This window comes from Ewingella allii (genome assembly GCF_044430645.1).
Taxonomy (GTDB): Bacteria; Pseudomonadota; Gammaproteobacteria; order Enterobacterales; family Enterobacteriaceae; genus Ewingella; species Ewingella allii.
Genome location: NZ_JAWUDN010000001.1, coordinates 754,411 through 778,081, shown reverse-complemented (window position 1 = coordinate 778,081; position 23,671 = coordinate 754,411). Strand labels below are relative to the sequence as shown.

General features: G+C 54.8%; 18 protein-coding genes, 1 pseudogene and 1 other annotated feature. Of the genes and pseudogenes, 8 read left to right on the top strand and 11 right to left on the bottom strand.

Annotated elements, in window-relative coordinates:
- The first annotated feature begins 117 nt into the window (after window positions 1–117).
- Window positions 118–399: an Arc family DNA-binding protein gene (locus SBO83_RS03775; RefSeq protein ID WP_100937199.1), complete on the top strand. Its 282-nt coding sequence runs from the start codon at window positions 118–120 to the stop codon at window positions 397–399.
- A 233-nt stretch (window positions 400–632) separates the two neighbouring features.
- Here the strand turns inward: SBO83_RS03775 and lapB are convergent, their stop codons facing one another.
- The 3 genes from lapB to pgpB all read right to left on the bottom strand — a co-directional run bounded on the left by lapB (window position 633) and on the right by pgpB (window position 3,162).
- Window positions 633–1,802, bottom strand: coding sequence for a lipopolysaccharide assembly protein LapB (lapB, locus tag SBO83_RS03770; protein ID WP_353502344.1), 1,170 nt, complete (start codon window positions 1,800–1,802; stop codon window positions 633–635).
- A gap of 6 nt (window positions 1,803–1,808) precedes the next feature.
- Window positions 1,809–2,120, bottom strand: a complete 312-nt coding sequence (locus tag SBO83_RS03765; RefSeq protein WP_396130487.1) for a lipopolysaccharide assembly protein LapA domain-containing protein — start codon at window positions 2,118–2,120, stop codon at window positions 1,809–1,811.
- A gap of 271 nt (window positions 2,121–2,391) precedes the next feature.
- The gene (gene pgpB, locus SBO83_RS03760; RefSeq protein ID WP_396130486.1) at window positions 2,392–3,162 is read right to left on the bottom strand and encodes a phosphatidylglycerophosphatase B; all 771 of its coding nucleotides are present in this window, start codon (window positions 3,160–3,162) and stop codon (window positions 2,392–2,394) included.
- Window positions 3,163–3,602: 440 nt separating this feature from the next.
- Here pgpB and ribA point away from each other — a divergent pair, with 440 nt between their 5' ends.
- Window positions 3,603–4,193 (top strand): GTP cyclohydrolase II, encoded by a 591-nt coding sequence (ribA, locus tag SBO83_RS03755; protein WP_353502347.1) that lies wholly within the window; start codon window positions 3,603–3,605, stop codon window positions 4,191–4,193.
- Between the two features lie 72 nt (window positions 4,194–4,265).
- Here the strand turns inward: ribA and acnA are convergent, their stop codons facing one another.
- Complete coding sequence (gene acnA, locus SBO83_RS03750; RefSeq protein ID WP_034790961.1) at window positions 4,266–6,941, bottom strand: aconitate hydratase AcnA; 2,676 nt, start codon at window positions 6,939–6,941, stop codon at window positions 4,266–4,268.
- A 272-nt stretch (window positions 6,942–7,213) separates the two neighbouring features.
- A complete protein-coding gene (locus SBO83_RS03745) occupies window positions 7,214–8,074 on the bottom strand; it encodes an NmrA family NAD(P)-binding protein (RefSeq protein WP_396130485.1) in 861 nt (286 codons plus the stop codon).
- A gap of 143 nt (window positions 8,075–8,217) precedes the next feature.
- Between SBO83_RS03745 and SBO83_RS03740 the strand changes: the two genes are divergently transcribed.
- Window positions 8,218–9,138 carry a LysR substrate-binding domain-containing protein gene (locus SBO83_RS03740; protein ID WP_396130484.1) on the top strand — a complete coding sequence of 307 codons (921 nt, stop codon included), beginning with the start codon at window positions 8,218–8,220 and terminating at the stop codon, window positions 9,136–9,138.
- A 58-nt stretch (window positions 9,139–9,196) separates the two neighbouring features.
- On the opposite strand, the gene cysB is transcribed toward SBO83_RS03740, so the two are convergent.
- Both cysB and topA read right to left on the bottom strand, forming a co-directional pair.
- The gene (gene cysB / locus SBO83_RS03735) at window positions 9,197–10,171 is read right to left on the bottom strand and encodes an HTH-type transcriptional regulator CysB (RefSeq protein WP_034790971.1); all 975 of its coding nucleotides are present in this window, start codon (window positions 10,169–10,171) and stop codon (window positions 9,197–9,199) included.
- A gap of 357 nt (window positions 10,172–10,528) precedes the next feature.
- Window positions 10,529–13,126 (bottom strand): type I DNA topoisomerase, encoded by a 2,598-nt coding sequence (topA, locus tag SBO83_RS03730; protein ID WP_396130483.1) that lies wholly within the window; start codon window positions 13,124–13,126, stop codon window positions 10,529–10,531.
- A gap of 436 nt (window positions 13,127–13,562) precedes the next feature.
- Between topA and SBO83_RS03725 the strand changes: the two genes are divergently transcribed.
- Window positions 13,563–13,814 (top strand): YciN family protein, encoded by a 252-nt coding sequence (locus SBO83_RS03725; protein ID WP_353503982.1) that lies wholly within the window; start codon window positions 13,563–13,565, stop codon window positions 13,812–13,814.
- 149 nt (window positions 13,815–13,963) lie between these two features.
- Here the strand turns inward: SBO83_RS03725 and sohB are convergent, their stop codons facing one another.
- The gene (sohB, locus tag SBO83_RS03720; protein ID WP_396130482.1) at window positions 13,964–15,010 is read right to left on the bottom strand and encodes a protease SohB; all 1,047 of its coding nucleotides are present in this window, start codon (window positions 15,008–15,010) and stop codon (window positions 13,964–13,966) included.
- 369 nt (window positions 15,011–15,379) lie between these two features.
- Here sohB and SBO83_RS03715 point away from each other — a divergent pair, with 369 nt between their 5' ends.
- Both SBO83_RS03715 and cobO read left to right on the top strand, forming a co-directional pair.
- Window positions 15,380–16,141, top strand: a complete 762-nt coding sequence (locus SBO83_RS03715; protein WP_396130481.1) for a YciK family oxidoreductase — start codon at window positions 15,380–15,382, stop codon at window positions 16,139–16,141.
- 5 nt (window positions 16,142–16,146) lie between these two features.
- Window positions 16,147–16,737 (top strand): cob(I)yrinic acid a,c-diamide adenosyltransferase, encoded by a 591-nt coding sequence (gene cobO / locus SBO83_RS03710; protein WP_353502354.1) that lies wholly within the window; start codon window positions 16,147–16,149, stop codon window positions 16,735–16,737.
- A 104-nt stretch (window positions 16,738–16,841) separates the two neighbouring features.
- Here cobO and rluB read toward each other — a convergent pair whose 3' ends face one another.
- The 3 genes from rluB to rnm form a co-directional block, all read right to left on the bottom strand.
- A complete protein-coding gene (gene rluB, locus SBO83_RS03705) occupies window positions 16,842–17,735 on the bottom strand; it encodes a 23S rRNA pseudouridine(2605) synthase RluB (RefSeq protein WP_396130923.1) in 894 nt (297 codons plus the stop codon).
- Between the two features lie 793 nt (window positions 17,736–18,528).
- A complete protein-coding gene (locus SBO83_RS03700) occupies window positions 18,529–19,149 on the bottom strand; it encodes an L-threonylcarbamoyladenylate synthase (RefSeq protein ID WP_353502355.1) in 621 nt (206 codons plus the stop codon).
- Between the two features lie 15 nt (window positions 19,150–19,164).
- Window positions 19,165–20,061, bottom strand: coding sequence for an RNase RNM (rnm, locus tag SBO83_RS03695; RefSeq protein WP_278879370.1), 897 nt, complete (start codon window positions 20,059–20,061; stop codon window positions 19,165–19,167).
- Window positions 20,062–20,350: 289 nt separating this feature from the next.
- Window positions 20,351–20,452, top strand: a sequence feature (Trp leader region).
- A 44-nt stretch (window positions 20,453–20,496) separates the two neighbouring features.
- On the opposite strand from rnm, the gene SBO83_RS03690 reads away from it, so the two are divergent.
- Entirely contained in the window at window positions 20,497–22,059 is a 1,563-nt protein-coding gene (locus tag SBO83_RS03690; protein ID WP_396130480.1) for an anthranilate synthase component 1, read from the top strand.
- A gap of 1 nt (window position 22,060) precedes the next feature.
- Window positions 22,061–23,668: pseudogene (trpD, locus tag SBO83_RS03685) on the top strand (bifunctional anthranilate synthase glutamate amidotransferase component TrpG/anthranilate phosphoribosyltransferase TrpD).
- The last annotated feature ends 3 nt before the right edge of the window (window positions 23,669–23,671 follow it).

Below are 23,671 nucleotides of genomic sequence, written 5' to 3'. Positions count from 1 at the left end.
CTCCCCTAAATCCCAGTCGCGCGTTGTGTTACATTTTTATGAATTATTTGTTACACACTAGACAGCTTAACTTTGCTGACATAGCGTAAAGCTTTAGGCTGAAGGAAATAGAATAAAATGAGCGAGATATCTACCCTGACCATCAAGATACCTGTGGAATTAAAAGAGTTAATTCGTGCCGCAGCGGCTGAATCAGAGCGTTCATTAAGTGCCGAAGTGTGCGAGCGCCTAGAGGAAAGCTTTGCACCGAAGGGGAAAAAGGCCGCCAAAAATCCAGAACATGAAATCGACAATCAGCACACCAGCGAAAACACCGAACCGGCGCTGACTCAAAAAGAGATCAAAAAACTCCGCACCCTGCTGGTCTCCGTCCGTAAAACCATCAGTAAGAAGAAGTAAGCGAAGTTTTTCTCGCCCCGATCATCGGAAATCCTCTAAGTCATTCGTGTTGGGTCAAGGCGGCAACGATGTGAATCCCCAGGAGCTGACATTAAGTCAGTGACTGGGGTGACAAATCTGCCGGGAGCAGATTTGAACGCTGCTCGCAGCGGCCCCGAAGGGGTGAGGCCCATGGACGGGCCGAATAACAGAGGAAGCCAACGCAGAAGCAGCGCGAAGGACGACGAGGATTTTTATTGGCCGTCGAGACCACGGATAGGCTTGATGGTCGACCAAGCACGGCAAGACGGGCAATGCCAATACAACGAATGCGCGGTAAACCCACACTTATGGCAGCGATAGCGCGGCTTAGTGCGGATCTGCTCCCCTACCATGTCACGCAGTAAGACCAGACTCTCCTTGGCACGCCCCTCTTCTGCATCCGCCAGATGGTAATCCATCAGGTGATGGAACACGCGCATGGTCGGATGGCGCTGAAGCTGGCGGTTGATGTACAACTGCGCCACTTCGCGGCCTTCAGCTTGCTGGATGATCTCAGCCAGAATCAGCTCGGCGCTGGCCCCGGTGTTTTCATCCACGCAGCGTTTGAGGAATTCGGCCCAGGCTTGCAGCTGGCCTAAGTGCTGATAGCACTCTTGCAGCATCGGCAAGGTTTCGCTCACCAGCTCTTTATCCTGCTCCAGCACGCGTTTTAAGGCGTCCGCGGCCTTAGCGTAGTCGCCCTGAGCCATCAGGATGCGGCCCTGCATGATCGAGACGCGGGCGCAGAGTTTGTCGGCCGAGGCGGCCTTCTTCAGCAGGCCGGTGGCTTTATCTAGGTCGTCGCTGGACATGGCTTGCAGCGCAAGTTCACACCAGAAATGGGCAATCTCTTTGCGGCGATTGTCTTTACCCAGCTTAACCAGACGCTCGGCCACCTCGATGGCGCTTTGCCAGTCGCTGGTCGCCTGATGAATGACCAGCAGCTGTTCCAGAGCAAAGACTTGGTAATCCTGCTCTTTCACCAGCTGGTTGAACATGTCTTCTGCGCGGTCATACAGCCCGGCAGCCATGTAGTCACGGCCCAGTTGCTGCACGGCAAGCAGACGTTGTTCGAAGGTCAGCGAGGCGCTCTCCATCAATGACTGATGGATGCGGATGGCGCGGTCAACTTCACCACGCGAACGGAACAGGTTGCCCAGCGTTAAGTGAGCCTCGACGGTGCTGCTATCCTCTTTAAGCATTTCAAGGAACAGGTCGACGGCTTTATCTTGTTGGTTGGACAGCAAAAAGTTAACGCCCGCCACGTACTCACGCGACAGGCGGTTAGCATTTTCCTGTTTATCCTGCTGAGAACTTCTGCGCCCCATGTACCAGCCATAGGCGGCCGCAACGGGCAACAACAGAAACAGCAGCTCTAACATAAAGGATTATTCCTTACTGATAACAGTAGGCGTGACAGCGGGAACAACCACAGGTTCAGGTTCGATTTGCTGTTCCAGACGCTTGATTTTACGCTGAGCGCGGCCAAGAGACAGGCGAACGCGCAGATAGAACAGACCACAGATCACCCAACCCAGCACGAAGCCAGTCGCAAATAGCACAGCCAGCAGCGTGGAGACGCGATAGTCGCCCTGCGCCAGCAGATAATTGAAAGTTACCACCTGATCGTTGTGGGCGCCGAGGGTGATGGAGATCACCAACACGACCAACACAACTAAAAATATCAGCAAATATTTCACATTCATTCCTGTAATGCCGGATGTACCGGATGAATTATGCCAAAAATACGCGTCCTAACCTAATAAGTTAGCATTTCCAAACAAAGCAGGGAAATGCTCAGAACGGATAAAACCGACTTAGGATAAACTTCAGACAAAAGCGTAGCATAACTCCCTATTTGGCTTTGCGCCCCACAGTAAAAAGGGCGTGATAGTTAATATATGGGGACGCCACTCCCCGGTTAAAAGGGTAAACGGCCAGTTGTTGCCATGCGCCGTCTACCCTGAGGGGCTATTTTGTCTCTTCGGCCTCGCGCTCGGCTATCTCGCGCTGCTCTGCCGGAGGCGGCTTGAGTGGCCCAATAAACTTTTCCGTCAGCCAACAGGCGATGATCACCAGCACCGCGCTTATGGCGGTAGAGGCCATCAAGTCTCGCGGCCAGTGCATGCCGAGCATCAAACGGCTGCCCATTACAATTACTGCCCAGGCCATCATAAAGGCCACGGTTTTGAAGTGGCGACGCGGCCAGAGAATGCCCAGAGCCAGCAGCGCCCAAGTAGCGGCGAACATGGTGTGGCCCGATGGGAAAGCGTAGCCAGTGTCACTCTGCCAGCTCTTTTTCAGCCATTTCGGCAGGTCGCTGTCATCACCCAGCAAGGCTTTCACCTCTTTGCCCCGCTCCTTGCCTTTCATGGCGTAGAACTCCAGCACGTCCATCTCATGAGAAGTGCCCAGCCATGCAACATAAGGGCGCGGCTCCTTGACCTCTGCCTTAATGAAATCCTTCACATACTGGCCGATGACAACGGACGCGCAGAGAATAACCACCAGCATTACCGCCTCCTTGAGCCGGAAACGCAGGCACCACAGGAACCAGGCGCAAAACACGAGGGTGGTGAGAATGCCCCAAGGCTCACTCACGGTTTCCGTCACCCAGAACAGCGGGCGCAAAATGTCCGGATTCAGCCCCGGCGTCCATAACCATCCCGAAGCCCACACGACGGCGGGCATGGCCAATAGAATCACTGTGCCTAGCAAGACACGTCTGACAATGTGATACATAAGCATCCTTAAACAGCCAAAGAATCGCAGTGTAACAATCTTGTTACTGCTTAACATCTAATAAGAAAATCGGCTTTAGCTGCGACCGATAATTCATAACTTATGACGTAATCATTCAAATATTCGCGCTAAGCGCCGCTGCGATTTGTGGCAGAATATTCATAGGATTGTTGCAATCTCTGCTGTCGCTGAGATTTTTACTGGTCAATCCGCGCATTGGAACGTAGCATGCGCAACAATAAATAAAATACTGAACGTTAATAAACACTCTATCACCCTCACCTGCGACCCCGCGCTAAGATTGCGATGAAATGACGCAACCCGGCATGAAAGATGAGGAGTTACTCAGCATTATTCGCGCTGCGGCAAGGCAGTAACCGAATGAATGAGAGTCGCTAACGCAGCCCCAGCGTGAAGGATGAAGAGTATTGGAGTATAAAATGCAGCTGAAACGTGTGGCAGAAGCCAAATTACCTACACCATGGGGTGATTTCCTGATGGTGGGTTTCGAAGAACTGGCAACCGGTCACGACCATCTGGCACTGGTTTTTGGTGATATTACTGGCGACACGCCAGTACTCGCTCGCGTTCATTCCGAATGCCTGACGGGAGACGCGCTGTTCAGCCTGCGCTGTGATTGTGGTTTCCAACTGGAAGCTGCGCTAAATCATATCGCCGAAGAAGGACGTGGCATTCTGATGTACCACCGTCAGGAAGGTCGTAACATCGGTTTGCTGAACAAAATCCGCGCCTATGCATTACAAGATAAAGGCTACGACACCGTAGAAGCCAACCACCAGCTAGGCTTTGCCGCCGATGAGCGTGACTTCACCCTGTGTGCCGATATGTTCAAGCTGCTGGGCGTCCCTGCCGTTCGCCTGTTGACCAACAACCCGAAAAAAGTCGAAATCCTCACCGAAGCCGGGATCAACATCGTCGAGCGCGTGCCGCTGATCGTCGGAAAAAATCCGAAAAACGAACACTATCTGGCAACCAAAGCCGCCAAGATGGGCCACCTGTTAGAAAAGTAATCTTGGTTTAGGTTGAATGCTAAAAAAGCCCCTTACGGGGCTTTTTTCATTTCATCGCCAAACTGACGGCACTTAGAGCATTTTGCGGATCACATAGTGCAGGATGCCGCCGTTCTCAAAGTAGGTCAGCTCATTGCCGGTGTCGATACGGCAACGGGCATCGACGGTTTCGACATGGCCGTCGGCAAAGGTGATTTTTACTGGCACCGTCTGGCCCGGCTTGAGGGACTGCATGCCGCTGACGCTGATGGTTTCGTCACCCGTCAGTTTCAGCGTTTTGCGCGTCACGCCCTGTGGGAATTCCAGTGGCAGGATGCCCATGCCGATCAGGTTCGAACGGTGGATACGCTCGAAGGATTCGGCAATCACCACGCGAACGCCCAGCAGGCGAGGGCCTTTCGCTGCCCAGTCCCGGCTGGAGCCGGAGCCATACTCTTTACCGGCGATGACCGCCGTCGGCACGCTTTCATGCTGATAACGCATGGCGGCGTCGTAAATCGCCAACTGGTCCTGCGACGGAATGTGGCGAGTGAAGCCCCCTTCCACGCCCGGCACCATTTCGTTGCGAATACGGATGTTGGCGAAGGTCCCGCGCATCATCACTTCATGATTACCACGGCGAGAACCGTAGGAGTTGAAGGATTTTGGCGGTACGCCGTGCTGCTCTAAATAGCGTCCTGCCGGGCTTTCAGCCTTGATGTTCCCCGCCGGTGAAATGTGGTCGGTGGTCACCGAGTCGGCCAGTATCGCCAGAATACGCGCGTCTTTGATGTCCTCTACCGGGTCCGGTTGGGCTTTCATGTCGCTGAAGAACGGCGGATGGCGGATGTAGGTGGAATCTTCCTGCCACGCGTAGGTTGGTGTGCCTTCGACCTTGATAGCCTGCCAGTTGGCGTCGCCGTTGAATACTTCGGCGTACTCTTTGTGGAACATGTCGGTTTTCACCTGCTCCACGGCTTTGGCAATCTCATTGGCTGACGGCCAGATGTCTTTCAGGTAGACCGGCTTGCCGTTTTGGTCCTCGCCCAGAGGATCATGGGTCAAATCAACCTTCATGTTACCCGCCAGCGCGTAGGCCACCACCAGTGGCGGAGAAGCCAGCCAGTTGGTTTTAATCAGCGGGTGAATACGCCCTTCGAAATTACGATTGCCGGAAAGCACCGCGCCAACGGTCAGGTCGCCCTCTTTGATCGCCGCTTCGATCGGGTCAGGCAGTGGGCCTGAGTTCCCGATACAGGTGGTACAGCCGTAGCCGACGAGATTGAAGCCGAGCTTTTCCAGATGCGGCATCAGGCCAGCGGCGTTGAGGTAGTCAGTCACCACTTTCGAGCCGGGTGCCAGCGAGGTTTTCACCCAAGGTTTGCTGGTTAAGCCGCGATCCGCCGCGTTTTTCGCCAGCAGGCCCGCCGCCATCAGCACGCTCGGGTTGGAGGTGTTAGTACAGGAGGTGATCGCCGCAATGACTACTGCGCCAGTGGCGAGTTGGTGATGCTGGCCGTCGAGGGTGAAGCTTTCGGACTGGCTCTGCTTGCCTTTGGCATTGCCGATTTCCAGCTCGGTCGCGGCATTGAAGGCTTTTGGCACGTTCGGCAAGGCGACGCGGTCCTGCGGGCGTTTCGGGCCAGCGAGGCTCGATTCCACCAGTGACATGTCCAGTTCCAGCGAGCTGGTGAAGATGGGCTCGTCGCCTTCGTGACGCCACAGGCCCTGCGCGCGGCTGTAGGACTCGACCAGTGCGATCTGTTCGTCACTGCGCCCGCTGAGTTTCATGTAGCTGAGAGTGACTTCGTCCACCGGGAAGAAGCCGCAGGTAGCGCCGAACTCAGGGGACATGTTGGCGATGGTCGCGCGGTCGGCCAGAGGCAGGTCCGCCAAGCCATCACCATAGAACTCAACGAATTTGCCCACCACGCCGTGTTTACGCAGCATCTGGGTGACGGTCAGCACGAGGTCGGTGGCGGTGATGCCTTCACTCAGTTTGCCGGTGAGTTTAAAGCCCACCACGTCTGGGATCAGCATGGAAACCGGCTGTCCGAGCATCGCGGCTTCCGCTTCGATACCGCCCACGCCCCAGCCGAGAATGCCGAGACCGTTAATCATGGTGGTGTGGGAGTCGGTGCCAACTAAGGTGTCGGGATAGGCGACGGTGCGGCCGTCAATCTCTTCGTGCCAGACGGTTTGGCCGAGATACTCAAGGTTGACCTGGTGACAAATCCCGGTGCCCGGCGGCACAACGCGGAAACGGTTGAAGGCCTTTTGCCCCCAGCGCAGAAAGATGTAACGCTCGTGGTTACGTTCCATTTCGAGACGGACGTTTTCGTCAAACGCCTCGTCGTCGCCGAACTCATCCACGGTGACCGAGTGGTCAATAACCAAATCCACCGGGGAGAGTGGATTGACTTGGTCGACATTCCCACCCAGTCGCTTGACCGCCTGGCGCATGGCCGCGAGGTCAACCACGGCGGGAACGCCGGTGAAATCTTGCATCAGTACGCGGGCCGGTCGGTAGGCAATTTCGCGGTCGGCGTGGCCGGTTTTCTGCCAATCCACCAGCGCCTGTAAATCCTCTTCGGTGACAGTGTCACCATCGACGTTACGCAGTAAATTTTCCAGCAGGACTTTTAGAGATTTTGGCAGGCGTTGAATGTCACCCAGCTTTTGTGCCGCTTTCGGCAGGCTGTAATAGTGATATTCCTTATCGAGGGCTGCCAGCTTATCCTGACTATTCTTGCGAAGATCGGACGACATAGCTTCTCCTTTTTATAACGCTTATCTTTCAGACTTCTGTTCTTTCTCAATGCTTTTCAAGGCGTTTTTACCTTGAAAAGTGCAAAGCGGGTGAAAGACCAATAACCGGACGGTCAATAAGTCCACTTATAAAGATAACACAAATTCTGGTTAACATTTTGATAACAACACGAAGTGTTCATCACTTGCCGTATGCCACCCTGCTGATACAGGATGGCATACCCATCGTTCATGTCGCCGCTGCATTATAAAAAGCAGATGTTGGCCTGAGTTTAGGCTTGCAGCAGGTTACGCAGCACCTCTTCCAGCTCGGTTTCGCCAATGACGCGTTCTGACTTTGGCCCTTCGAAACAGATCCACTCTTGGTTAAAACCGTCGATCATCTGCATACGCGGTGACGGATACTGATGCCCCTGGGCGCGGAAAACGGCTTCCCATGAGTGGCGCTCGACCACTTCGGCCACCACCGGGCGACCCAGAATCTGCGCGAAGGTGCTGGCGATGTCGTTTGGCGTCACGCGGCGCGGCCCTTCCAACTCGACCACGCGCTTACCTTCCCAGCGCTGCTGGAGCAAATTGGCCGCCAGCTTGCCGACGTCGGCGGTGGCAATCATCGGCACGGGTTTATCCAATGGCTGAAGGTAGCTGTGAATAACGCCCGCGTCGCGCGCGGAAGCCACGTCCAGCGCGCAGTTTTCCATAAACCAGCCCGGACGCAGGAAGGTAACTGGCAGCGCCAACGCATTAAGCGCCTGCTCCAGCAACGTGCGCTGAGTCAGCAGGTTAATTTGCGCCGCCTGCGCACCAATGGTAGAGAGGCAAACCACCTTCTCCGGCGAGGCCGCCTCAATCGCCGTGACCATGGCTTCAATGAAAATACGCGCCACCGGGAAGCCCGGTGCCGGGTCAAAGTCAGAAGGTGGAAGGATAAACACGCCGGTCGCGCCTTTAAAAGCCTCGGTCAAGGCGCCGGCATCGTCCATCTCGGCAATCGCCACCTCACAGCCCAGAGCCAGCCACTTATCGGCTTTGCTGGCATCACGCATTACGCCGCGAACAGGAAGATTTTTGCTCAATAAAGCGCGGGCAACCGCGCCACCGACTTTTCCGGTAATACCTGTGATCACATACATTGGATAGCTCCTGTTTGCAGAAAAATAGCCTGAGGCTAAATCAGTGAACGGGAGTATAGAGAAAGGCATCACTTGACAGAATGCACGTCTGATCACTACTTTGATGATTTTAAATCACCATTCGATGATCAAGAGAAATCCCCATGAGCTTTGATGGACGCCTGCTGTCGAATATCAGCATATTAGCCGCCATTGTGCACAGCGGCAGTTTTGCGCGTGCTGCAGAAGCCCTGAACTTGTCCCCTTCAGGCGTCAGCCGGGCAGTCACGCGGTTGGAAACCAGCATCGGCGTGCGGCTGTTTGACCGCACGACTCGCGCCGTCACCCTGACCGATGAGGGGCGCACCCTGTATGAAGAGATAAGCCCGCTGCTGGCGGGCATCGGCGACGCGGTGAGCCTGGCATCCGGCGCTTCTACCGCGGTACACGGTCGGCTGCGGGTCAATGTGGATACCTTCTTCTCGCGGCGCATTCTGGCTCCGCACATCCACACCTTTATGCAGCGTTACCCGGAAATTGCCGTCGAGCTGGTCGTGCGGGATCAACTGGGGGATTTGGTGTCGGAAGGTTTTGATATCGCGGTGCGCTTCGGCCATCCGCCCTCTTCTTCACTGGTGGCGCGTAAGCTGCTGGAGACGCCCACCGCCACCGTCGCCTCGCCAGAGTATCTGCGCCAGCACGGCGTGCCGCAAAGCCCTGAGGACCTGATTCATCACGCCTGCATTCAGGTCAGAAGCTCTATGACCGGCCAGCCGCTGGAGTGGGAATATTCGCTCAAGGGGGAAGTGTTTCCGGCTAAGATTTCCAGTCGACTGATGGTGAATGAGTCCGGCACCCTGCTTGGTGCCTGTCTGGCGGGCGCGGGAATTGCGCGAATGAAAACCAGCGGCATTGAGGATCTGCTGGCCGATGGCCGATTAGTCGAGCTACTGACCGACTGGAAGGGAGAAAGCTTCCCACTGTACGCCCTCTATCCTTCACGCCATCTGCCTCCCGCCAAAGTGCGCGCCTTTATCGACTTTGTGATGCAAATTCTCAAAATTGACGGGCCGCTGGCATCCTGAAAAAATTCAGCCCCGCATAAGCAGGGCTGAATGATAGGATTGCCGACTAAAACTGGGCTTATTTCACCGGCAGCTTGATGTCTTTGAACATCGCTTCGATGTCTTCATTGGAGCGCAGGGCGATGGCGGTATCTACGACGTCGCGCGTCAGGTGCGGGGCAAAGCGCTGGATGAAGTCATACATGTAGCTGCGCAGGAAGGTGCTGCGGCGGAAGCCGATTTTGGTGGTGCTGTAGGTGAAGATGTCGCGGGCGTCGACAGTGACCAAGTCCGGGTCTTGGATGGGGTCAACCGCCATGCTGGCGATCACGCCCACGCCCAGGCCGAGGCGCACGTAGGTTTTGATCACGTCGGCGTCGGTGGCGGTGAACACAATGCGCGGGGTCAGACCGGCGCGGTTAAAGGCGGTGTCCAGCTCTGAACGGCCGGTGAAGCCGAAGGTGTAGGTCACAATCGGGTACTCGGCCAGCTCTTCAATCGTCACTTTCTCTTTGCCAGCAAGCGGATGGTCCGGCTGCACCACGACCGCGCGGTTCCAGTGGTAGCAAGGCAGCATGATCAAATCGTCGTACAGGTGCAGCGCTTCGGTGGCGATAGCAAAATCGGCATTACCTTTGGAAACCGCCTCGGCGATTTGCGTTGGCGAGCCTTGATGCATATGCAGGGAGACGCGCGGATAGCGTTCGATAAAGCCTTTGATGACGTTGGGCAGCGCGTAACGGGCCTGAGTATGAGTTGTTGCGACATACAGCGAACCCTTGTCAGGGTAAGTGTGTTCCCCAGCAACCGCTTTGATGGCGTCGACTTTTGACAGCACTTCGCGAGCAATACGGATAATTTCCTGCCCGGCTGGCGTGACCTGCGTCAGATGCTTGCCGCTACGGGCAAAGATCTGGATACCCAGTTCGTCTTCTAACATACGAACTTGCTTACTGATGCCGGGTTGCGAGGTGTAGAGACCTTCCGCCGTCGAAGAAACGTTAAGATTGTGATTAACAACCTCGACGATATAGCGCAGTTGCTGCAATTTCATAACTTATACCATCCTAGTTTTCAAACCCTGTCAGCCATCCCTGTCGCCCTGCGGCTGAGAGGTCTGGAAACATACTGTTATCTACTTATTGATACCCAAAATTCACTCCGTACCGACAGGCAGGGTCGGCGGATATCTATAATTTTTAAGTATAAGAAGAGATTTTATATAACAATTATATCAACTATTTGCACGTTGTATAGTCGGATGCGAATGACTTCAGCACGTGAATCAATAGCCCAAAGGCCTTGGCATGAAAAGGCGTAAAGCTTTGCGATGATAGATCTTAACCTAATAAAAAAACCAGCCCGAAAGGCTGGTTTTTTGCACGTTTGCTAGCGACTTAAAACACTTTGCTTACTTTTTGCCTTCAACCCACTTGCCGTCAACGTAAAACGCTGACCAACCGGTGGCTTTACCGTCTTTCTCGGAAGAGACGTATTGCTGCTTGGTTTTACGGCTGAAGCGAACCATGGACTTGTTGCCCTCTGGGTCAGCAACCGGCGCATCGGCCAGGTAGCTCAGTTTCTCCGGCAGGCGATCTTTGAAGCGAGCTAACTCTTCCACCAGCGGCGCACGGGTTTCGCGCGATTTAGGGAAGGTATTGGCCGCCAAGAACACCCCGGCTGCGCCATCGCGCAGAACAAAGTAGGCATCTGATTTTTCGCAAGGCAGCTCGGGCAGCGGCACCGGATCTTCTTTCGGTGGCGCGACGTCGCCGTTACGCAAAATCTTACGGGTGTTTTTACAATCGTCGTTGGTACAGCCCATGTACTTGCCGAAACGCCCCATTTTCAGGTGCATCTCAGAACCGCATTTCTCACACTCAACGATCGGGCCGTCATAGCCTTTGATGCGAAATTCGCCCTGCTCGATTTCATAGCCATCACACTCTGGGTTGTTACCGCAGACGTGCAATTTACGCTGGTTGTCGATCAGGTAGCTGTCCATCGCCGTGCCGCACTTGCCGCAACGACGCTTAGCGCGCAGTGCGTTGGTTTCGGCTTCGTCGCCTTCCAGCACGTTAAGGATTTCAGCATCAGCAATCAGGTTGATGGTGGTTTTGCAGCGCTCTTTCGGCGGCAAGGCATAGCCTGAACAGCCGAGGAACACGCCGGTGCTGGCGGTGCGGATACCCATCGGGCGGCCGCAGGTTGGGCACTCGATGCTGGTCAGGACCATCTGATTCGGGCGCATGCCGCCCTCTTCTGGCTCTTTCTCAGCGGTTTCCAACTGCTTGCTGAATTCGGTGAAGAACTCGTCCAGCACGGCTTTCCACTCGGCCTGGTTATTAGCAACCTGATCAAGACCGTCTTCCATGCGCGCGGTGAAATCATAGTTCATCAATTCGCGGAAGTTATCTTCCAGACGATCGGTGACGATCTCGCCCATTTTCTCGGCATAGAAGCGGCGGTTTTCAACGTGTACATAGCCGCGATCCTGAATGGTCGAAATGATCGACGCATAGGTAGACGGACGGCCAATGCCGCGTTTTTCCAACTCTTTAACCAATGACGCTTCGCTAAAACGCGCTGGCGGCTTGGTGAAGTGCTGCGTTGGCAACAGCTGTTGCAGGCTAAGCTCGGTACCCACTTCCATCACTGGCAGCACGCGATCTTCATCGCCTTTGCGCAGCGCTGGCATGACCTTAGTCCAACCGTCAAAGCGCAGAGTACGGCCTTTAGCACGCAGCGAGTAGTCGCCCGCTTTCACCGTCAGGGTGGTGGAATCGTACTGAGCTGGCATCATCTGGCAGGCAACAAACTGGCGCCAAATCAGCTGGTACAGCTTCTGCGCGTCGTTTTCCATATCCTTCAACTGCTCGGATACGACATTGACGTCGGAAGGACGAATCGCTTCGTGCGCTTCTTGTGAATTCTCTTTGTTGCTGTAGTGGTTAGCGGCTTTTGGCAGGTATTTCGCGCCAAAGTTATCGCCGATATAACCACGCACCATTTCTACCGCGTCCTGACTCAGGTTAGTGGAGTCGGTACGCATGTAGGTGATGTGGCCCGCTTCGTAGAGACGCTGCGCCATCATCATGGTTTTCTTCACGCCGAAGCCCAGACGCGTACTGGCCGCCTGCTGCAACGTGGAGGTAATAAAAGGTGCACCCGGCTTACTGCTGGTCGGTTTGTCTTCGCGATCAACAACGGTGTAGCGCGCCTTTTCTAATAAAGAGACGGCGGCATGGGTTTGCTCACGATTCACCGGTTTGAACGGCTTGTCGTTGTGATGGGTCACCTGCATTTGCAGCGCGGTTTTGTCTTGCGCGTTCAGATCGGCGTGCAGTTCCCAATACTCTTCTGGAACAAAGGCTTTGATCTCTTTTTCACGCTCAACCACCAGCCGCACGGCGACGGACTGAACGCGGCCGGCAGACAGGCCACGAGCAATTTTCTTCCACAGCAGTGGCGATACCATGTAACCCACCACGCGGTCCATAAAGCGACGCGCCTGCTGAGCATTAACACGATCAATATTCAGCTCGCCCGGTTCTTTAAAGGCGTTCTGAATCGCGTTCTTGGTAATTTCGTTAAACACCACGCGGCTGAAACGTTTGTCATCACCACCAATCACTTCCCGCAAATGCCAGGCAATGGCCTCTCCTTCGCGGTCAAGGTCGGTTGCGAGATAGATGTGGTCAGCTTTTTCCGCTAAGGCTTTTAACTCGGCAACCACTTTTTCTTTGCCGGGCAGAATTTCGTATTGCGCTTCCCAACCGTGGTAAGGATCAACGCCCATGCGGTTAACTAACGCCGTTTTCTCATCCTTTTTTACTTTTTTCTTTGTTTTTTCTTCGGCTGAGGCGGCGGTTTTTTTGCTGGCAGAACCACTGGTAGGCAAATCGCGGATATGACCGACGCTGGACTTAACCACGTAGTCATTTCCTAAATATTTATTAATCGTTTTGGCTTTTGCCGGGGACTCAACTATTACGAGAGCTTTGCCCATAATTACCTTTTACCTAATTTGTTCTTCTAATGAAGAAGATTTTAACTTGTTATGCCGCGGCACAATGTAACGTCTTTTTTTATATTGCGGCAGTGAGTCAGGAGATCAACTAATTTTTTCTTTTAGCGAATCAAACAGACTTCCAGAGGCACAATTCTCTGATTTAACGGAGGTTTAACGCTATCCCTCCCACAGACTTATAGAGCATGAAATGATAAAATTTTGTGAAGCGTAAACAAAACATTCCACCTAAAGCCACAAAATCCCACACTCTACCTGATAAAAATTGCCACGCAACTTAATTAGCACGGAAAACCGTTTTTCGCCAACACGAACAAAATTGCAGCAATACATTTGCTATAACCTCAGCAGGTTTGCGGTTTTGTTCGGCGTGGGATTACAATATCGGCAGAAATTCTTCATGGGAGTAAATATCATGCAGGGAAATACAACGGCAATTAGTCGAGAATCTTTACTGGCCGAGGCGAATAAAGTCATTCGCGCACACGGTGATTATCTGCACGGCATGGAGGCAACAGACGTCGAGCAGAAAGGCAATGTGTTGGTGTTTCGCGGGGAATTCTTTCTCGATGATAATGGATTGCCGACCTTAAAAACCACCGCCGTATTTAATATGTTTAAACATTTGGCACATCTTTTTTCAGAGAAATATCATCTGCAAGATTAACCAAATTGTCACCAAAATGACCGTGTTTCCTTAACGTAATAAAGGAAGAAAATCTGGCTGTTTACTTTTAGTGCGCATTAACGCGCTGTGGCCAATAAAAAAGGGACCGAGGTCCCTTTTTTCATTACTCAAATTCTTAACTTATTCTATTACAAAAGCGGCTTCTGGCTGCGCTGTAACCAGCGTAAGAACAGGCGATCGGCGCTTTCTGCCGCGCTGCCGGTAAATCTGTCCATCATGCGTTTGCGACGGCTATAACGCACCGCGATAACTTCGTGATTTTGCATCTCGGCAATCAGCAAATCATCACTGGTACCAATGGCGTCAATCAGCCCTTTTTCACGCGCCTGAGTGCCAAACCAGTGCTCGCCGGTGGCAACACTGTCGATATCCAGCGACGGGCGATGCTGATGAACAAACTCTTTGAACAGCACGTGAGTTTCATTCAGGTCTTCACGGAATTTCTCGCGCCCCTCTTCGGTGTTCTCGCCGAACAGCGTCAGAGTACGCTTGAACTCACCGGCGGTGTGCAATTCCACATCGATATCGTTCTTTTTCAGTAGGCGGCTGAAGTTAGGGATCTGCGCCACAACGCCGATAGAACCGATGATGGCAAATGGTGCCGCCACGATTCGGTCAGCCACGCAGGCCATCATATAGCCACCGCTGGCTGCGACTTTATCCACTGCCACGGTCAGGCGAATGCCGCCTTGACGTAAACGCACCAGCTGCGAAGAAGCCAGACCATAACCATGAACCACGCCGCCTGGGCTTTCCAGACGCAGCAAGACTTCATCTTCAGGCGTGGCAACCGCCAGCACCGCCGAGATCTCTTCGCGCAAAGAAGTGACTTCGTGAGCGTCCATACTGCCTTTGAAATCAAGCACGTACAGGCAAGGTTTGCTTTTGATCGTCGCGCCGCTTTTCGCCTGTAACTTCTTCTGTTTGGCGTCCGCTTTTTCCTGCTTTTTGAACGCTTTGTTAGTCAGTTTTTGCTCGATTGGGTTGAGGCGAGCCGTGCGCATTTCGCGCTGCATTTCACGGTATTCTTCACCTAAATCAATCAGATGTAACTGACCTTTGCCATGAGACTTACGCTGTCTCAGGCCGATAACCAGCACCACTAACGCGCCAATGGCGATCACTACGGTGACCACTTTGGCCAAAAACAAACCATAAAGAGATAATAGATCCACACATTCCGCCTTTTACGCTGTGGTAATAAGATGCTGCTTATTCTAGACAATTGGCGCTAAAGCGTCTTGCGTGATTGTGTCCGAATGCCGCCGTTTGGGCATTACCTGCCCGCTTAGGCCACGCAGAAGGCAAAAAGGGGTGCAGGCTTGTTCCATTTTTGTTACAAAAGATCCGCCGATAATCGGGGTAAACGTTGAAACCGATGGGCATTTAAGGCATATAAACCCAGTATTCATCTTCATGATGATCCATTTTCCAGCCAAGCGCCCGCCCGCGGTTGAGCCTTTTGCTCCTGCCAGCGCGCCGCTTTGCGCCGATGTGGCGATGCACTCCGTCGCCGTGTCCTGACTCAGGTAAGAGGAATTCCCGTGCATTACCATCCAAAATCCGATCTGCTCAATCAACGCATCATTCTGGTCACTGGCGCAGGCGACGGCATTGGCCGCGAAGCCGCGCTAACCTACGCTCGCTTCGGCGCACAGCTGATTCTCCTTGGCCGCACCGAAAGCAAATTGGCGAAAGTTCAGCAAGAGATCGCCGAGCGCGGTTACCATCCGGCGCACATTTATACTCTCGACCTGCTCACCGCCTCACAGGCCGACTGCCAGCGCGTGGCTGAACAAATCGCTGAGTGGGTTCCACATCTTAATGGCGTGCTGCACAACGCCGGCCTGCTGAGCGAAATCGTGCCGATGGCCGAGATTAAGCTCGAAGACTGGCACAACGTCATGCAGGTGAATGTGAATGCCACCTTCATGTTGACCCAGTCACTGCTGCCTCTGCTGCTGAAAGCGCCGTCTTCGTCGCTGGTGTTTACCTCTTCCAGCGTCGGCCGCGAAGGCCGCAGCGGCTGGGGGGCCTACGCGGTGTCTAAGTTCGCTACCGAGGGCATGATGCAGGTGCTGGCAGAAGAGTACAAACAGACCAACTTGCGGGTGAACTGCATCAATCCGGGCGGAACGCGCACCAGTATGCGGGCATCTGCCTTCCCGGATGAGAACAGCGCCAAGCTGAAAACTCCGGCCGATATTATGCCGCTGTACCTCTATTTGATGGGTGAAGACAGCCGCCGTAAAACTGGCATCAGCTTCGACGCCCAGCCGGGGCGTAAAGCCGGTCCTGCGGAATAAATGTCATGAGCGAAGATCGCCACAAGCAGCGCCAACAGCGGCTTAAAGAGCAGGTTGATGCGCGGATTGAAGCCGCACAGGAGCGGCGCGGCATTCTGATTGTCTTCACTGGCAACGGCAAAGGCAAAACCACTGCCGCCTTTGGCACGGTGACGCGCGCCGTCGGCCACGGCCAGCGCGCGGCGGTGATTCAGTTCATCAAGGGCGAATGGCCAAACGGCGAGAAAAACCTGCTCGAGCCGCACGGCGTTGAGTTTCAGGTGATGGCCACCGGCTTCACCTGGGAGACGCAAAACAAAGAGACGGACACCCTCGCCTGTCAGGCCGTTTGGCAGCACGGCAAGCGCATGCTGGCCGACCAGTCTCTGGACTTAGTGGTGCTCGACGAGCTGACCTACATGGTCAGTTTTGGCTATCTCGACTTACAGGAAGTGATTGACGCGCTGAAAGCGAGGCCTGTGCATCAAACCGTGATTATTACCGGGCGTGGCTGCCACCGCGACCTGCTGGAACTGGCAGATACCGTCAGCGAATTGCGCCCAGTGAAGCATGCTTTCGACGCGGGAATTATGGCCCAGCAGGGTATTGACTGGTAGCCTCCCCCTTCTCTTATTAACTAACTCGCTGAATTATGAACAAAAAAACCGCAGTCAATGGCTGCGGTTTTTCATTTATTGGCTACGAACTTATAAACTAATCGTTAGCTGCGTTTTGACGGCGTACCGTTACGACGGGCGGGAGCAACCTGAGTGTGGCGCTTCACGGCGCGACGGATCTGGTTAGCTTTCACACGGCGACGATCGCGCTCAACCGGCAATTTGCTGACGGTCTCTTCCGGCATCTCCACCAGCGTGCGCAGGTAGTTAGTTTCCGGCAGATCCAGCTCTTTATAGCCACCGCGCGGCAAGCCTTTCGGCAAGGTCAGGTCGCCATAGCGAACGCGGATCAGGCGGCTAACCTGCACGCCAACCGCTTCCCACAACCGGCGAACTTCGCGGTTGCGGCCTTCGGTCAGGGTCACGTTGTACCACTGGTTCAGACCTTCGCCACCTTGATACTTGATAGTGCGGAATGCCGCCGGGCCATCTTCAAGCTGCACACCACGACTCAGCTGTTTGATTTTTTCATCATCAATCTGGCCAAAGACGCGTACCGCGTACTCACGCTCAACTTCTCGGCTTGGGTGCATCAGGCGGTTCGCCAGCTCACCGTCGGTGGTGAACAACAGCAGGCCCGAGGTGTTAACGTCAAGACGCCCTACGGCAACCCAGCGTGAACCACGCATTTTTGGCAGACGGTCGAACACGGTTGGACGGCCTTCCGGGTCGCTGCGGGTACACAACTCGCCTTCCGGCTTGTAGTAAGCCAGCACGCGGCAGACGGTGTCCTGAGACTCGATAATCGACAGCACGTGGCCATCAAGACGGATTTTGGTGCCCGCGTGCATTTCTACACGGTCGCCCAGAGTCGCAATCTTGCCGTCAACGCTGATACGGCCAGCCTGCAACATGGCTTCCACTTCGCGGCGTGAACCGTGACCGGCGCGAGCCAGAATTTTTTGCAGCTTTTCACTCTGGCCTTCGGTGGAGTCCAGCGCGTTCTTCGGCTTTTCGTATTTTGGTTCGTCGTCTTCAACTTCATCAGCCACATTTTTCAGCGCCGCAGGAGCCTTTGGCTTGGCTGCGTTACGTGAATTTTCAAAACGTGGCTTATCGGCACGCGCGCTGTCTGGACGGCCTTTGCCAGCCGGACGCGCTTTTTCGATACGTGATTTTTCACCGCGCGGTTTCTCATTGCGCGGCTTTTCAATGCGTGAGTCATCACGACTGTTGTCTGAACGTGAACGGCCGCGTGATTGGTCTGAACGTGCTTTGTCAGTCTGTGGCTTGTCGCCACCGGCTTTTTTACCACGTGAATCACTGCGCGTTGACTCAGGGCGCCCTTTGGCTGCACCGGAATTTCTGCCGTTTTTTGGTTTGTCGGTGGCCGGACGGCCTGATTTGGATCTGTCGCCTGACGGCTTCTGGGAATTAAACTTCTCGCTCATTGAGCAACCTCATTTGTCGCCTTCACAGGCGTCGGGGAGAGCCAGCAGCACAATGTGACCCATTGTCTGCCCGCCAGAATATATATCGGTAATGTTTGTCTGACCTATTGAGAACGGGTTAATGGATAAAGTATTAACCCATAAATCGGTCAGCGGGCTGTCGCGGAATGCCTGATAAACAGGAAAGTCTCGTCATCGCGTTAACAGCATTGCTCAACATAACTCAGGATTGAAAAACAAAGAGTTATGAAAAGTCAGCCCGCCATTATACACATTTACCGTGCTTTTGTATCTATTAGCCGCCCGCAGGCTGGTTTAATTATAACCAAGAATCGCGCAATTATCTGAACGGCGCGGGGTCACCGGCACCTTCACGCACCACTTCCGGCGTGGACTCGGTGAGGTCAACTACGGTGGTCGGCTGTTGGCCAATCGAACCGCCGTGAATAATCAAATCGACCACTTTCTCCAGACGGTCTTTAATGTCTTCTGGATCAGATTCGGCGAAGTCATTGCCCGGCAGCATCAGCGTAGTGGACATCAGCGGTTCGCCCAGGACGTCCAGCAAGGCCAGTGCAATCGGGTTGGACGGCACGCGCAGGCCGATGGTTTTACGCTTCTCGCTCATCAGGCGGCGCGGCACTTCTTTGGTCGCCTTGAGGATGAAGGTGTAGTTACCCGGCGTGTTGTTTTTAATCAGGCGAAATGCCGTGTTATCGACATACGCATAGGTCGACAGCTCGGACAGGTCGCGGCACACCAGGGTGAAGTTGTGATTGCCATCGAGTTGGCGAATGCGGCAAATACGCTCCATGGCGTTTTTGTCTTCCAGACGGCAGCCCAGCGCATAGCCGGAATCCGTTGGGTAAACGATAACCGAGCCTTTACGCAGCATTTCCACTGCTTGGTTAATCAAGCGCGGCTGCGGGTTCTCGGGGTGAATATAGAAAAATTGACTCATAATTCCCTTCTTAACTCATTCTGTAATGGTCGCGGTCTGGGTCCAGTCTTTCCACACAGGCTCGACACCCGCGGGCAGCCAGAGTTTGCGTCCCAGTTCTATCCACGAGCAGGGCTGATGGAAATCAGATCCCTGCGATGCCAGTAAATTATAGTCTCTCGCGAAAGCGGCGAGCTGGGTGCGTTCATTTGGCCCCTGCTGACACTGCGCCACTTCCATCGCGTCTCCACCCTGCTCGGCAAAATAGGCCAGCAGCCGTTTTAACCATTTGGTGGAGAGGTCATAGCGCCCGGGATGGGCGACAACTGCCTGACCGCCGGACTGATGAATTGCGGCAATTGCTTGTTCTATTGTACACCAGTGTGGCGGAACGTAGCCGGTCTTGCCCTTAGCGAGGTACTTTTTGAACACCTGCGCGATGGTGTCGCACTTACCGATTTCCACCAAATAGCGGGCGAAGTGGGCGCGGGTCACGGCGCCGTTTTGCGCCAAACGCAGCGCCCCTTCCCAGGCACCTTCAATGCGGGCTTTCTCTAAGCGGCGGCCCATTTCCTGTGCCCGTTCGATGCGCAATGAAGTTTGTAATGCCAGTAAATTCACCATCGCGGGGTGTGCCGGGTCGATGCCCAAACCCACAATATGGATTTCGTGATTTTCCCACAGGGTCGAGATTTCGACGCCGTTCACCAGATGCAGCGGCAGATTCTGCGCCGCAATGGCCTGAGCGGCGCGAGCAAGACCGTCAGTGGTGTCGTGGTCGGTAATAGCCAGCACGCCGACTCGCATCTCTACCGCGCGGCTGACCAGCGCCTCGGGCGTTAAATAGCCGTCGGAGGCCGTGGTGTGGCTGTGCAAATCGTAGAGAGTGAAGGCGGAACCGAGCTCTGGCGTTTCTGTGGCAAGTAAAGTCATAAGGTAAGGGTTGTAAACCTGTTGCTGAAAGCGACGGTTATCATAACCCGTTAACCCTTTGCGGTTAACCCTATTGGCCTGAATCAGCCGAGATACTTGGGGATAGCGGCCAAAGCTTGGCTGCCAAATGGCAATTCCCGAGAGAAAGAGTAAAAAGAGGGTTGACTATCGCCTCCCGAACTAGTTTACTAGTACGCAAGTTCACGGCATAACGTGATAACCCTTTTATGCCCGATATATGAAATATGACGCAAGGTATCTGATGATGAATATTTTAATGATTTCTGTACTCAGCTGGTGGCGCCACTTCCCTTCGCGGGCGGTGTGATCACGCATTTCGGTTTACAGACCATGCAGATACCCGAAGCCCGCTGAACGCGGGCTTTTTTATGGCCGTCTTCTTCACCATTTGGTAGAAAAATTTTAGGAACTATCATGACAATTCAAAAACCTCGCTTAGAACTGCTGACAGTACAAGGAAGCTACCGTGGTGACCCGACGGCCATCTTCCACCAGCTTTGCGGCGCTCGCCCGGCAACTTTATTGCTCGAATCGGCGGACATCAGCAGCAAACAGAATCTGAAAAGCCTGCTGGTTATCGACAGCGCGCTGCGCATTACCGCCCTTGGCAACAAAGTTTCAGTACAGGCATTGACCCCGAACGGCGCGTCCCTGCTGCCGCTGATGGACGCCGCGCTGCCACAGGACGTGCAGAATGAAGTGCGCCCAAACGGCCGCGAGCTGACCTTCCCGGCTATCGACCAGATGCAAGAAGAAGACGCCCGTCTGCGTTCACGTTCGGTGTTCGACGCTCTGCGCAGCATCCTCGATCTGGTGGAAACGCCGGACGAGGAGCGCGAAGCCATGCTGCTCGGTGGACTGTTCGCTTACGACTTGGTTGCCGGTTTTGAAGACCTGCCGCAGCTGCGCGCCGACCAGCGTTGCCCGGACTTCTGCTTCTACCTGTCCGAAACCTTACTGGTTCTCGATCACCAGAACCGCAGCAGCCGCCTGCAAGCCAGCCTGTTCACGCCAGATAGCGATGAAAAACAGCGTCTGCACGGCCGTCTGGAGCAGCTGCAACATCAGCTGCAATTGCCGCCGCACGCCATCCCGCACCAAGACGTGACTGACATGCAGCTGAGCATCAATCAGAGCGATGAAGAGTTCGGCGCGGTGGTTGAGAAGATGAAAGAAGGCATTCGCGCCGGGGAAATCTTCCAGGTCGTGCCTTCACGCCGTTTCTCCCTGCCTTGCCCTGCTCCGCTGGCGGCTTATGAAACGCTGAAAAACAACAACCCAAGCCCGTACATGTTCTTCATGCAAGACAACGATTTCACCCTGTTCGGCGCATCGCCGGAGAGCGCGCTGAAATATGACGCGACCAACCGCCAGATTGAAATTTACCCGATTGCCGGGACTCGCCCTCGCGGTCGCCGTGCCGACGGTTCGCTGGATAACGATTTGGATAGCCGCATCGAGCTGGAAATGCGTACCGACCACAAAGAGCTGGCCGAGCACCTGATGCTGGTTGACCTGGCGCGTAACGACTTAGCGCGCATCTGTGAGCCGGGCAGTCGCTACGTGGCGGATTTGACCAAGGTTGACCGTTACTCCTTCGTGATGCACTTGGTGTCTCGCGTCGTCGGCACCCTGCGCGCCGATTTGGACGTGCTGCACGCCTATCAGGCCGTCATGAACATGGGCACCCTGACCGGCGCACCAAAAGTTCGCGCCATGCAGCTGATCGCCGGTTCTGAGAAAACCCGTCGCGGCAGCTACGGCGGCGCGGTGGGCTACTTCACGGCGCAGGGTGATTTAGATACCTGCATCGTGATCCGCTCGGCCTATGTCGAAGACGGCATTGCCACCGTACAGGCTGGCGGCGGCGTGGTGCTGGACTCCGTCCCTCAAGCCGAAGCTGACGAAACCCGTAATAAAGCCCGCGCCGTGCTGCGTGCCATCGCCACTGCCCACAATGCCAAAGAGGTGTTCTAAGATGGCCGATATCTTACTGATTGATAACGTAGATTCCTTCACCTACAACCTGGTGGACCAACTGCGCTCCAGCGGCCACAACGTGGTGATTTACCGTAACCAGATCCCTGCTGAGGTGATTATCGAGAAACTCAGCCAGCTAGAAAAACCGGTGCTGATGCTCTCTCCGGGTCCGGGCGCGCCGTCTGAAGCAGGCTGCATGCCTGAACTGCTGAAACGCCTCCGCGGACAACTGCCGATTATCGGCATCTGTCTGGGGCATCAGGCGATTGTCGAAACCTACGGCGGCTATGTCGGTCAGGCTGGCGAGATCCTGCACGGTAAAGCCTCTTCTATCACTCATGACAACGAAGGCATGTTCGCCGGGATGAACAACCCGCTGCCGGTGGCTCGCTACCACTCACTGGTCGGCAGCCAGATCCCAGAAGGTTTGGTGGTCAATGCGCGCTACGGCGACATGGTGATGGCAGTGCGTCATGAAGAAGATCGCGTTTGCGGCTTCCAGTTCCACCCGGAATCAATTTTAACCTCTCAGGGCGCGCGTCTGCTGGAACAGACGCTGGCCTGGGCGTTGGCGTAAGGTAAGGAGCCGATCATGCAAAAACACACTATTTCCGGCATCCTCGAAAATCTGTATCGCGCCCAGGTGATGACACAGGAGGAGAGCCAGCAGCTGTTTACCGCCATTGTGAATGGTGAACTTGAACCCGCTCAGCTAGCCGCTGCGCTGATCAGTATGAAAGTGCGCGGCGAGCAACCGGCAGAAATCGCCGGAGCAGCTCAGGCGTTGCTGGCCCACGCCGAGCCTTTCCCGCGCCCGGATTACGCTTTTGCTGACATCGTCGGCACCGGCGGCGACGGCACTAACAGCATCAATATTTCGACCGCCAGCGCCTTTGTGGCGGCGGCCTGTGGCATCCGCGTGGCGAAGCACGGCAACCGCAGCGTGTCAAGCCGCTCTGGCTCTTCCGACCTGCTGGCGGCCTTCGGCATCCAGTTAGATATGGCGGCGGAGAAATCCCGCGCCGCGCTGGACGATTTGGGCATCTGCTTCCTGTTCGCGCCGCAGTACCATACCGGTTTTCGCCACGCGATGCCGGTACGCAAGGCGCTGAAAACCCGCACTCTGTTCAACGTGCTAGGGCCGCTTATCAACCCTGCACGACCGCCGCTGGCGCTGATTGGCGTCTACAGCCCCGAGCTGGTGCGCCCAATAGCTGAAACCCTGCGCACCTTGGGTTATCAACGCGCCGCCGTGGTTCACGGTGCCGGGATGGATGAAGTGGCGATCCACGCCGCGACGCAAGTGGCCGAGTTGAAAGATGGCGAAATCACCACTTATGAGCTGACGCCGCAGGACTTCGGTCTGGACAATTACCCTCTCGAAGCCCTGCTGGGCGGCGAGCCGGAAGAAAATCGTGACATTCTGGCACGCTTGCTACAAGGTAAAGGCGACCCGGCGCACGAAGCCGCCGTGGCGGTAAACGTCGCCATGCTACTGCGCCTGTTTGGGCAGGAAGATTTAAAGCAAAATGCGCAACAGGCGCTAGAAGTGATTCGCAGCGGAGCCGCCTATCAGCGCGTGACCGCACTGGCAGCAAGAGGATAAGTC